Genomic DNA, 12,414 nt, shown 5'->3' with positions numbered 1-12,414 from the left:
CAATTTCTACGAAATCCTTGGGTGGTACAAGCCGAGGCGGTTTCCCTTGGCGTCATGAATCTCTGTGAGGTCGAGCTGTGCTCCGTTGAACAGGCAGTTGCTCAGTGGAATCTGGTGGTTTCGATGCTCACCGCCACAGTGCCACAGCCACGCATCTTCGCTGATGTGGTGCTTGAGCCGGGAATGCTCGACCATCCATAAGATCAACGCCGCTTGATCGCCTCCACCGGCAACCTCTCGTTGGTAGGACACGAGGGACTGGTAAATGTTCTGTTCCAGCCAGCGTGTCATTTCTTCAGGGGGGAGTGCGTCAATGACACTCTCCAATCCCCCAACAATCAACGCATCGTTGACCATGTAGGAATCAACATCGTTCCAATCGCTGGCATGAAGTTGCCGGAACTGCCGCAGGCTGATGACCTGCTTTGGCTGGCAGAGCTTGTTCAATTCGTCGGCGTCCCACAGCAACGAAATGCCACGGCGATTCCAGAGATCGTCATTCACGAGTGGTGATTGCATTACTTACGCTCCTGTCTCACTGTGGCTCCTCCGGGGCGTTTACTCCGAGCAAGGTGCGAATCTTGTCGAGGTACAACCACATCGAGTGGTCATCGACGAGGGACGATGCCGCCGCCTGATAGGTAACAATCGGCGTCCCTTCGGGAAGCCGTTCTGCTTCGGCGTTTTCTGCCTTCAGCTTGGCTTGCAGAGCTTCAAATTCAGCGTCGGTCAGCGGCTTGATCTCAGCCTCATCTTCTCCACCAGCGTCACCCACCGGTGCTTCATTGGGATTGGCGGCTCCGTACAGAACCCGCTTGAACTTCGACCGCTTCACGCCATTGTCGGTGAACCAGACGAGCGATCCGCAAGCGACGTGGCTGGACGGTATCTTCGGCACGATGTCGTCCCGATTAACGAAGCGGGCGTACCGACCGATCAGCAGCGTGTCGATGTAGTCGGCGAACTCTTGCTGGGCGACCATCGGCTGTCCGAAAGTGATAATGCCGTTCAGTCTCCGATGCTCAATTTCTTCGAGGTCGTAGGCACACATCAGAGCGAGTGCCCCGCCGAGGCTGTGTCCAGTGACCCACAGTTTTGTCGTGTCCCGTTCGGTCAGGATCGCATCAACCTGCTGCTTCATCGACTGGTAGGCGAAGTAGAAGCCCTTGTGAACCTGTCCGTGTTGCGTGTCGGTCGCCGACCTGCCAAGATTGGCGATCCAGTCCGAGACCTCGCTAAAGTCGGTGCCTCGAAAGGCGACAACCGTCACGTTCTCGCCTGTGATGACGTATCCGATCATCGAGCCTTGAACGACCGGCATCACTTGCGTGAAGCCGAGAGCCTGATAGCTCCGTTCCGCTTCGTGCGGTGGCTGGTAGGCGATCTCACTGATGTCCGCCAATGTTTCTGAAGCAGACCAGTTGGCGACATTCTGCGAATTCCAGTCGAGACGTAACCGCTCCAACGCCGTCTTTGGAATCTCAGGGAGCGGACCGTCGTGTTCTTCCTCGTCTACGGTCTCAACTTGACCGGCAGGATTACGGATGATCTGTATGACCCCAACCACGACCACCGCCAGCAGTACCGCTCCGATCCCGAACATAATCCAGTTCGGTTTGACGAAGCGAACTCGCACGAAAGTGGCAAAGAACACGATCAGGCAGATCGCAGCCAGAATCGACAGCGGCAGGAGGTTGGAGGTCACCCACTTCATTCCTCATCCTCCAAGTCGAACAGCGTCCGTTGGGTGCTGACCTGCGTGGTGTTCTTCGCCAGCCATGACGAGTAGATTTGCTTGGCTCGCTTGGCGGCGGATTTCATGTTCGAGTCGCTACCGTGTTTACCGAACCAGTCGAGCAAGTCGCTGATGGCGGGGTGCGGGACGAAACTGCCGCTGTTGAGAGTGTCGCTGGCTTTGATACCGCTCTCGTCATAACAGGCACCGATGAGGAAGAAGGTCTGATCGAAGTCACGGGACATTCCCTTGCGGGCTTTCCCCTTCCACTGCTGTGCCCATTCGAGCGGCGGCGTGATCGTGAAGATTTTCTTCTCTTCGCTACACCAGCCTCGTTCCAAGAACTCGGACGGCGAGACGCCCGTGCCACGCAGGTATTTCTGCAACTGGTCACGTTCGAGACTGCTCTTGTCGGCGAACAGGCGAAGGAACTGTCGGGTGTATGGCTCGGCGAGCACGGGCGGGGCTTCGCTGGTGGTGTCACTCTCATCGTCGAGAAGCTGATTGATGCCGACGAGGGCTTCCTTGACGGTGAACTCGTCTTCTCGTCCCTTCTCGATGTAAACTTTACCGTAGTGCCGGGAGTAGTATTCCAGAGCCTTGCCACGGCGGATTACTTGCAGGTCTGCCTCGCCGAGTCCTTCCTTCTGATGTTGCTCAATAATCTCTTGAAGCTGGCGAACATCCCGCATGATTTGCCGCCGGAGCCGTGCCCAACTGATTGGCTCTGGCTCTTCCAATCGTTTGCGACAGACGTGAACGATGTCGAACTCGATCTGCTGCGAACCGAATGTTCCGGGCTTCGCTCCTTCGCCTTTCGTCTCGTCGCTACGGATCGGGTAAGCCGACTCAAGATAGAACCCTGCTTGAAACAGACTCTCAAGGACCGCCACCCACGGCTCGTCCTGACTGTGATGGAAGGTGAACGCAAGAATGCCAGCAGGTTTTAAGACACGGAATGATTCTCGCCAGCACTCAGTCAACAGCTTCTGGTAGAAGGAATCTGCGTCATCGCCATGACGTGCTCGATTTGCGACCGCTTCAAGCACTTTTGGCGTATACTCGGAACCGAAGACATCTGGGTACTTGTCTTTCAATGCCAGACGAAGCCACACATGAAAGAAATCGGCGAGTTCAGAATAGTGGAGCAATCCACCGAAAGGAGGGTCCGTGATTACCAAATCCAACGATCCTGCCGCAATCGTTGCGAGATCAGAAGACGAACGACAGGTCAGCGTGCTGGTAGGTAAAACCGGGTCTCCGCAGAGAGTCTTCTCGCTCTTACCGGTCACTTGCCCTTTCAGTGACGGAATCGCTTCTTCAAGATAGTGCGTCGAAACGAGTTCCCAAGGCTCCTGCCGCCATACCAGTCCTTGAAGAATGTTCGCTGCACTTGATGCCCAGTTCCCACGACCAAGCTTTGAAAATACAGAGTTCTCGACAACGGTCGCTTTTGGATGAAAATTGCTGTTGGAGAACATTGGCTCAAGCTTATCTGCCTGAGTATTCCAAATGCAGAACATGTTCTGATTTCTAAGGTATTGCTGAAAACCTCCAAGAACGAATTCCTTGGCGGACTCTGAAGCATTCGATTCACAGATCGATTTAACCAAGAGGCTGTGGACAAGCAACTGGCGGTGATTGAACATCGTCCACCAATGAGTGTAACCGTGGTTAGGAATGCCGCCGTTGTTCATGTGCGTCATAAAACCATACGGCAACTCACTCGTCGGTATAGAACTCAAGTCTTTGCTGGCGTCAAATGCCCGTCTAGCAGCATCGAATTTGATGGCATTTGGCAGTGAGAAGAACCGACCTCCGTATGGGCGGCGTTCATCGTCGCAAGTCGGGCAATACCCTTGCACCGCATAAATCGAAACTGGACCAGACCTCTTTGACGACTTTATTGATGTGAGTACGTCCTGCTCTCTACCGCAAGTTGATTCCTGACATTTGAATTTTGATTTGCCGGGAACTGTTCCACCGTCCTTTCCCGTTCGGACGACTTCCTTTGTGTCAGGACATTCAATCTCGTCTGGAAGCGTACCTCGAACCTCGACCAGCTTCAGATTCTTGGCACGTTCCTGATTCCATGCCGCAGTCGCTTCAGCGGTATCCGTGACGCTTCCACCCAACCAGTTACCCTTGGCGTCTTTGCTCGGCGATCCCTTGAGCCAATCGGGATGGACTAACAGTGTCAGGTCGATCTTCTTATTCTTGGATTTGCCAAGCGACTTGGCTGCTGTCTGTCCACACTTGGGACAACTGTAGGAGCAGTCGTCTGTACGAATTGTATGTGGCTTCTCATCGGGAGCGACGACGTACAGGGCAGATGGGGCGATGCGTGCATTTTGTTCTTCTACATCGAAGTGAATGCCGCATTTGCTGCATTCAACATTCTGCCATGCCTTCACTGTCAGTGTCTTCACTGCGACAACCGGCGAGGACATGATCGGCGTGCGATGGTTGCACTCGGATGCCTGACAGGGACCATGCTTCGACCAGAACGTGTAGATGACCTCCGGTCCTGCGTACTCGTATTCCGGTCGCTGCTCTGGTGTCAGGGTGAGAGGATCGAAGTCCGCTCCCATTACCTTGTCGGTTGGCTTGTGCGTCCACTTCCCCTTGTGCCCACGAGGACAATCACAGGCGTAGAACGGCATGATCTGCGGCTTGACTTCGGCTTCGATGGCGTCGAGGAGCTTCTGAACCTCCTTCGGATCGACCTGAGCCAGTTCGTTCTTGACGACCAGCCAAGCGACCGGGTTGAGGTCGTTGCCGTACATCTGCATTCCGAGACGGGCACCTTCCACAATGGTCGTGCCGCCCCCCATGAAGATGTCGGCGACTTTCAGTTTGCGGAATGCTTCATTCTTCTGGTGATTGCCGTAGTAGGCGTCCCATACGAGCTTCGCAGCTTCCCCTTGATCTTCGGGAGCTTTTGTCGCCGCAGCGATTAACATCGCCCGGAACACGCTCGACCGTCGCCGTGCCCACCACTTCGACATCTGGTAGATTGGCTTCCCGGCGTTCCCCTCAATTGTGGCAACATGGTTGATCGGCAGAATCGGAAAATCGACTTCGAGACAGGTCTTGGGGCGATTCGGATCGGAGAAGTCCACGGACTCCAAGTGCAGTTCCCGCCCGGCACTCACCGCCTCGGCGACTGCTTCCTGAAGTGCTTCCTTTTTGGTTTTCTTCTTTGCCTTTGCCACGGAACTGGAACTTTCCCTGTTTGGTAAGAGTGTTTCCTGAGATGCTTTCATCGCTGCCTTCGTCATTTGCTTAATTCAATAAATGGGACAAAGACTTCAAGCAGCGACAAGCCGCCGTGATGCAGTGTGGGGTAGCCTCCGGCACTCTTCCATTTTCGCCGACCGAGAACGTAACGGTGCGATCCGTGGCTGGTTGCCAGCCGCAGGTCAATCGGCGGCACCCATGCTCCGTCGTCGCTGTCGCTGGTCGCCGTGCGTCCACTCTTGAAGAGCTTTTTCATATAATCGACCTGTTCCTTGTCCACGAGATCGGGAAACAGTCCGCAGGCGGCGTAACCGTGATCGCTGGTGATGATGATCCGTCGTCCGGTCGCCAGCCGTTCGACGAACGCCCAGAAGTCATCGGATGTGAGATGCTCGTGCGTCTCTCTGGCCAACTTGTGAAGTCCTTCACCGGGCACCGACAAGTCGTGCATTCGTTCATCGGGGAAGTGATGCCAGAAGACGAAGCCTTCCTGAGTACCGACCAGCCCGATGCAGTCTTTCCAGTTGAGGTTGGAGGATTCCGTACCGGCACCGGCCAGCTTGTGGGCACCACCGGCACCGTTGTTCTCCAAAGCGGATCGCTGAGCGAAGCCGAGTGACTTGGCAAACGGAGATGTTTCGCAGGGCAGTTCGGAGCCACGTGGACCAGCAGTGTGAACAGTGTAACCTCGGTCGCTGGCTTGCTGAAGCAACCAAGGCGTTTCCCGTAACGAGATGCCATCGAGGATCAGTACCGCTTTTCCTCCCTGAATGCGATTCCAGAATTCCACAATTCCGTGACTGGCTTTAGGGACACTGGATTCGAACTGATACCATAAGTCCCAGCAAGAACCGGATACTGTGTTTTCGAGTTCGATGATACTTCGGTCTCGCTTGACTATTTCGGATTCAGCGACAGCCGGTGTTATCGGAGCGGAGAAGGTCTGCCAGAGATGATCGGCAATATCGCCCCATGCCTGTTGCGGTGAACTTGTTGTGACGGATTCGAGAAGATCGGCGTTGAATGTTGACATCAGTTACCTTCCTCCTTCTCCAAGTCCAAGCCGAAGGTGACGCCATCGGGCAGATCCTTGATGAGATCCTGAAGCTGTGCCCCGGTCATCTTTCCGATCTTCAAAGCGACGTTGTTGACGTTCGTAGCGGGACCAATGCCCCATGACTCGACCTGACCCAGCAGATTCAGACCAGATGTCGGAGGAGCAGAGCAGGGTTTCTTGGAGACGGTTGAGACTTCATCGTCGCCACCAAAGATATTGCCGGGAACACCGCCACTACCGGTAGTCGTTACGCCCGTGGTTGTACTACCGGTGTCGATAAATGAACCTGTTCCGTCCGTGTCTACAACTTCGACACTGTTCGTCTCACCAGTTACAGGATCGGTTACAACTGTCTTTCCACCGCTGACGGATACGGCGTCAGGCAGCAACATAATCGTTTCATCGAGATGCTTGCCCGTGCCTAGCTTGCCTTTCATGCGTGTCCAAGCGTCGTCGGGATCTTCGCTCGGTTTCGCTTGAAGCATTTCCATGTTTCGCAGGTTCAGTGCGATCTGTCCCTCAGCACAAATGCGGATCACTCGCTCTTTGACAGCGATCTCGCCCAGCCATGGAATGCAAGGTTTGCCTCCCGGTCTTGGCTCCTTTAGATCTTTGAGCAGTTTGCCAACCGACTCGGAGTTTTCGGCGAGCTTGAGAACATATTCCTCGAACTCTTCCGGAATGAAGACTTCTTCCCGTACGAGACGATCCACAGCGTCAGGAATCTTATCACCCTGAGCATCGTGCTTGGCTTCTTCGAATTGGCACTTTGCAGGTTCGGCGTAGTTCCACTCGCTGAGCAAAGCGAAACGGTCGAACCGACTCTTCAACTTGGGGATCAATTCGTCCTTACGAAAGGATCGTTCAAGTTCGGCGTAGACCTTTTCGGTCGTCTTCCACTTCATCGCCAGAAAGACGGCTCTGGCGAGAACTAGCAGTTCCCGGTCATAGTAAACGTTTCCGGTGCCTTTCTGAGGCAGCAGGAATCGAAGCGTGTTGCGATTCTCCTGCATATTGTCCTTGAGCCATTTACCGAGGATGACTTCTAGCTTTTCGGGATAGTCGGGCACGACTACCAGCGGTAGCTTTCCATCGTTCCAGCTTTTGGGCTGTTGCTTTTCGTCGAACTCCGACCAAGGATCGCCTTGCCACTTCTTCTTTAGGACAACCACACGATGCTTCGCCGAGACATCTTCTGAACCGCTGATTACGGCTCGGATTTCCTTGGCGAGATGATCGATGTCTTCGCCGTTCTGGAACAGCTTGCCGTTCTTAGCGTGTGCGATCAGTTTAGAGCGAGCGTTCTCCTCTCGCTTGAAGACCAGCCGACTACCGACCTGATGAATGTTGAAGCTGTTATCGACGATGTTCGCCAACTCGACTTCGAACCGATTGTCGTCGATGGGCTTGTCGCCGGTGATGTCGATTTGAAGTTCGTAGGGCTCGGCACCCGCCATCTGATCGACGGTTAGCGAACGCAGCCAAAGAGCACTAATGATCTCTTCGGCGTGGGAAATGGTGGTATTGGCATTGGGAACAGCTTCGACGACTACTTCGTAGTTACGGAGGGCTTTTTCTCGTAGGTCTTTGTGGAGTTGGTTCGCCACGGAGTCCAGTAACGACGCCACGCCACTTTTCTCATTGGTCAAGGAAAAGTCGGCGGCGGTGATCAACGTTTTTTTGCTGTCGTAGGTCTTGAAAAGATCGACGAGAATCTTTATCAAGTCACGGGTTTCTTGAGCATCCGTGGCGATAAGCACCTGATCGTCCAGCAATTTCAGCAGGTGTGGAGCGAAAGGGTAAGACTCAACGAAGTCCTCGGTTCGCTTCTCGTGTTCCTGCGGTGGAATTTTGCTGAGTCGAAAATACTCGCTGACATGGGCAGCAGTCGCTTTGGCAATGTCGCCATTCGGAACCTGCATCCGGTTCTCGAAGATGCGGTACAAGAGAAGCCGTTGACGATCTCGTTTAGCATATGGGCCTTTGAAGTCCACATCTACGGGGTTCACACGACGAATCTGCTGGTAAGCATCTGAGTTGCCTTCACGTACCGAGACAACAAGAACAAGCTTCTCCGGGTTCTTCTGAGCGATCTCAGAAAGAATCTGAATGAAGTTAAATGCCCAATTCCGCCAAGGGTATTGCTTAGTGTTGGTAAGACCTTCGTACCATGTCTGGAATTCGTCAAGGATCAGCACGGTCGGCTGATCGGTGAACATCTCCATCATCAAGTCGTAGCTGGGCACATCCGTTTTCTTCTCGCCCATTCCTGACCATTTGCCCTCGTAGTAGTTACCCTTAGGGTGGATCGCAAATAGAATATCCCACAGATACTTGTATCGTTGAAGATGAAGACTCTCGGCAATCACGAAACAATCGTTTCGCAATTTCAGATTGCCAATCTGCGGGTTCTTTAGATGCTCTGCCCACTCGCTGAGCCACGAAGCACCTGTTTCCGAGTTGTGGCACAAATGGAAAAGTGCCGCCATCAAGTGCGACTTACCCTGACCTCTTGAACCTAGGAGAACGACGGGGCGAGACTGCCCCTGCTGGGTGGCCTCAATCGTCTTGAGAAGATCGTGCGAAGGGTAAGTGATACTTAAGAACTCAGCGGCAGACACATCGAGCGCCCCGGTGCCGGACTGGTTCTTGAAATCAACAGTCGTCCCCTTGAGACGCTTGCCTCGAAATTCTTCACGGAGCGTTAAGCCCAGCATAGCGAAAGTCCAATATAAATCAGGTGATCACGCAAAATCACTGAATGGTGCCTGAGAAGTGGATACTCATTAAGTCCTTGAAATAGAACAGTCTACGGAACTGTGTGCGTATGTTCAAGCAGGCAGGGGTATTTGTACACCGCCAACTGATAAATCGCTGCTTATTAACATAAATCACTACTTACAAAATGGGTTACAGTGTCTTTGCACTATAATTTACAGACTGCTTCAGATTAGTACTTGATAAGGAGCGTCGGACTGGGGGAGATCCAGTTCTCTATTCATCCAAAATCGCTGGTTTGAACAAGGTTCCGTTTTTGAGAGAAACCATCTCGCTTTCCCTTCAATGGGCTAGACTTCACTCAATCGCTCCAAAGTCAGTTTTACGTATTTTTTGCTGATGTCGAATCCCCGAAAGTCTCTCCCAAGCTTCTTGGCTGAGGCACAGGTTGTTCCGCTGCCGACGAACGGGTCTAGAACTAAGTTACCTTCTTGACTGAATGTCGCTATCAACTGATCAGCCAATGACTCTGGGAACACAGCAGGATGATCGTTCCATGACGGATTGCCTCCGACTGGTGCTACGAAGACATCGTTGCATCTTGCGTTGCCGTTAACAACCTCATAGTTTTGACCGCTATGGACCGGCGACCATTCTCAAGAACTCTTGCCCAATGCGTAACGCCATGATCGCCATTAAGTGGCAGGGCATAATCTTCGAGGATGGCTTGGAGGATTGGCTTCAGGTTCATGGTTTCCTCTCTTCCCGTCCTGTATGCCAGTAGGCCCAGAGTATGAAAACTCCCTGTAGCGGAAGTCGGAGCAGGTGAATGAGCGGTGAGGCCGGAAGAATCTCTTGATTCTGATAGAGATAGATATTAGCGGGAAACACGGCAATCAACAGGACTATGATTCCCCACTCCGCCAGATGAGAAGTTTGGGGAATCAACAGCATCACACCCAGCAGAATCTCACAAACGCCGCTGATCAGGACCAGTTCTTTATGAAGCGGGAGATAGGGCGGAACAATCTTCAGGAAGAACTCGGGGTTCACGAAGTGCATCGTCCCTGCCACGATCATAAAGATCGCCAGAATGAACTTGGAGATCGATTTTACCTGACGCATGAATGACCCTTAGTCAGGAATCGTAATCTGGGGACTTAGTTTTTCTAACAACAAGTCGACCAAAGCCGGGTCCATCAGTTTGTAGTCGTCTGGGATATTCAGACATACCACTTCCTTACCAGACAGACTATCTCCAAACTTCGCTTCCAGCCGTCGCCGGTGTTTCTTCTCCATTACGAAGATCTTGTCTGCCCAACCAATGTGTCCCGCTGTAACCTTAATTCGAGCATCATTTTCCGTACCTGCCGACCTTACATCAAACCCGTTCACACCATCCAAAATTCGCTCTGCTGTCAGGCTTCTCCATTTGTTCTTGCTGCAAACGAAAAGAAGTTTTGTCGGTCTGGAGTTGTTATTGGATACATTGAATGCTTGAAGGAAGGTTTCAGGCTCCTGAGCACCGGACAACGTGACTTCTTTGTTAACAATGAAGAATGGAACGCTGTCCACATTGTGCTGTTGAGAGAGTTCTCTACCTTTTAAGATAACATCCGGTCCCTCATCGTTGTTAAACATGAGTTCGGCAGATTTGGGATCCAATCCAACGTCGGTAGCGACATCAATGAGTATTTTACGATTGCCGATGTCCCTGCCTTCTGTGAAATAGGCTCGGAACAGGGCTTCAACAACCGCATCCTGACAATTGTTCTGACCGGCAAGCCAGATGAGCCGATGGGCATCGACCGTATTCGGTGTTCGTTTCGTTTTATCGAATGCGAAATGAATCCCTTCGGATTCACCCACAGCAATGACCTGTGCATCCAGTTCTAGTGACCGTTCCCAGCTTCCAAACTTTCTGGTGCGATATTCTTTACGAGGGATGCCTTCCTTCGGCATCGTCGGGTTGAGTTGGAATGGATGCCAGTGGACCTGAACTTGATTCTTTCCATCAAGTACACGAATCGCTTTCTCAAGTCGTCGTTTGCCGATGTAGCACCATGGGCAGATGACATCCGAAATCACATCAACTGTAATAGTCATTAACTCTCCCTGTTCAGCGGTAAAAGTCGATCCAGTTAAACGTTATCGATTTAGGATTGTTCTTCAACATCGCTTTGGGCAACTCCATCTCAAAGTATCCGTCAGTGAGCGGAATCTCTGAAACAGGTTTGCCATCTTTTCCGACCTTGCGAATATCCATCCAGTACGGGCTTTGGGCGTTAATAGGCAGGTCTTCTTTCCCATTCATCCATAAACGGACATCAGTACTCGAAACCGCAGCCTCAAGCACCACCTTTTCATTCGTGATTTTGAGGTGCTCCATCCCCTTCAGGTATAGACGCAGAATTACCTTTTCTGGCCAGTGTTCTGTTTTGCGTTCAATGATCGATTGACTGATTCCGAATGGACTGTGAATTGAAATGATGACTGATTTCTCTGCGACACTGACCTCAACATTGTCTTGAGTATGTTCCGTCGTGATCTCAAACGGCGATTCACAGGCAGCATATGTGCAATCCATGAAAAAAAGAATGGATGCAAAAAGAAGGACAGGGAGGTATACCGGCATGTTCGCTACTCCTTCACAATCTTTCTGAAAGTTAAATTGATTCGCTCGCCAACATGTCGTTTCGTTTTAGGAACCTCATGTTGCCAGAACTGCTGCATAGTGCCTGCCATAATGATGAGCGTTCCATTTCCAACCTGAAATGTCTTCGTCTCTCGGGTGGCATTATGACGAATCCTAAATTTACGGGTTGCTCCTAGCGACAGTGAGCCGATTACGTTGCCCATTTCCGGTTCGTCATCTGCGTGCCACCCCATGCTATCTGATCCTGTCCGATAACAATTCAATAGGCAGTAGTTGTATTCCCCTTGGATAGCTTCGATCTTTTCTTTAATTTCCAGCAGCGTCTCAGTCCATGGTAGGGCGGTATTTACCACGCCGGAATACTTGTAGCTGATCCCCTCGTCTCCGTAGGACGCAATCAGTCTCGGTTGCATGTGACCAAATAAGCCGGGCTTCTGCTCCCACTGACAATGATTTCGCAATTCGACAAAGTATTGTTCCGACAGTGTGGGAGGAAGAAACTCTGGTTCGTATAAGAGTACTCCTCCTTCAGCAAGATCAATCTTTTCCACCATATTTCCTTAACGAAGCAGCAATCATCGGACTGAAGAACAGGAATATCAGCCCCATCGGCATCAGTCCTCCTTCTAGTAGATTGTAACTGGAGGAAAGTTGTTTCCATGATAATCCAGCCACAAAACGCCCGAATAGTACCTCAAATGAAACGGTCAGGATCAACCATATCATCCCAACCAGCAGTAATTCATCATTCGTTTTGGCACCAATCCAGTGAATGCTTAAGTAGGAAATGGCAAAGATGATAAGGGAGCCGGTGAAGACTCCAATCTGATTGGACCGGAACTCGCCAACCATAGACACGAGCGTAATTGCTCGAAGGACACCGTGGATAATTTCAGCACCGATTAGGATGAGCCAGATAATGGCGGTACGGATGATGATTCGCCAAAGATGATTATCGTATGACGAAGAACCATTCATCGATTTCAACATGTCATGTTCCATCCCATT

Annotated in this window: 10 protein-coding genes and 1 pseudogene; all 11 read right to left on the bottom strand. The window is 51.8% G+C overall.

Annotated elements, in window-relative coordinates; translation table 11 throughout:
- Positions 1 to 6: 6 nt before the first annotated feature.
- The gene (locus tag Pla110_RS10730) at positions 7 to 519 is read right to left on the bottom strand and encodes a hypothetical protein (protein WP_144995766.1); all 513 of its coding nucleotides are present in this window, start codon (positions 517 to 519) and stop codon (positions 7 to 9) included.
- Between the two features lie 16 nt (positions 520 to 535).
- Positions 536 to 1,705, bottom strand: a complete 1,170-nt coding sequence (locus Pla110_RS10725; RefSeq protein ID WP_197440655.1) for a lipase family protein — start codon at positions 1,703 to 1,705, stop codon at positions 536 to 538.
- 5 nt (positions 1,706 to 1,710) lie between these two features.
- On the bottom strand, positions 1,711 to 5,001 hold the full coding sequence (locus Pla110_RS10720) for a hypothetical protein (protein ID WP_231742974.1): 3,291 nt from the start codon (positions 4,999 to 5,001) through the stop codon (positions 1,711 to 1,713).
- A gap of 11 nt (positions 5,002 to 5,012) precedes the next feature.
- Positions 5,013 to 6,008, bottom strand: a complete 996-nt coding sequence (locus Pla110_RS10715; RefSeq protein ID WP_144995764.1) for a hypothetical protein — start codon at positions 6,006 to 6,008, stop codon at positions 5,013 to 5,015.
- Positions 6,008 to 8,749: a DUF499 domain-containing protein gene (locus tag Pla110_RS10710; RefSeq protein WP_144995763.1), complete on the bottom strand. Its 2,742-nt coding sequence runs from the start codon at positions 8,747 to 8,749 to the stop codon at positions 6,008 to 6,010. Before Pla110_RS10710 ends, Pla110_RS10715 begins: the two co-directional genes overlap by 1 nt.
- Positions 8,750 to 9,100: 351 nt before the next feature.
- A pseudogene (locus tag Pla110_RS10705) lies at positions 9,101 to 9,346 on the bottom strand (DNA methyltransferase); the annotation flags it as partial.
- Between the two features lie 151 nt (positions 9,347 to 9,497).
- Positions 9,498 to 9,875: a DoxX family protein gene (locus Pla110_RS10700; protein ID WP_144995762.1), complete on the bottom strand. Its 378-nt coding sequence runs from the start codon at positions 9,873 to 9,875 to the stop codon at positions 9,498 to 9,500.
- Positions 9,876 to 9,884: 9 nt separating this feature from the next.
- The gene (locus tag Pla110_RS22625) at positions 9,885 to 10,856 is read right to left on the bottom strand and encodes a DsbA family protein (RefSeq protein ID WP_197440653.1); all 972 of its coding nucleotides are present in this window, start codon (positions 10,854 to 10,856) and stop codon (positions 9,885 to 9,887) included.
- 13 nt (positions 10,857 to 10,869) lie between these two features.
- A complete protein-coding gene (locus Pla110_RS10685; RefSeq protein WP_144995761.1) occupies positions 10,870 to 11,385 on the bottom strand; it encodes a hypothetical protein in 516 nt (171 codons plus the stop codon).
- A gap of 5 nt (positions 11,386 to 11,390) precedes the next feature.
- Positions 11,391 to 11,960, bottom strand: coding sequence for an alpha-ketoglutarate-dependent dioxygenase AlkB family protein (locus Pla110_RS10680; RefSeq protein ID WP_144995760.1), 570 nt, complete (start codon positions 11,958 to 11,960; stop codon positions 11,391 to 11,393).
- Positions 11,944 to 12,396, bottom strand: a complete 453-nt coding sequence (locus Pla110_RS10675; RefSeq protein ID WP_144995759.1) for a hypothetical protein — start codon at positions 12,394 to 12,396, stop codon at positions 11,944 to 11,946. Before Pla110_RS10675 ends, Pla110_RS10680 begins: the two co-directional genes overlap by 17 nt.
- Positions 12,397 to 12,414: the final 18 nt, after the last annotated feature.

The sequence above is a fragment of the Polystyrenella longa genome, assembly GCF_007750395.1.
Taxonomy (GTDB): Bacteria; Planctomycetota; Planctomycetia; order Planctomycetales; family Planctomycetaceae; genus Polystyrenella; species Polystyrenella longa.
The sequence above is the reverse complement of the archived record's forward strand: the minus strand, read 5'-3'. Positions and strand labels throughout refer to the sequence as shown.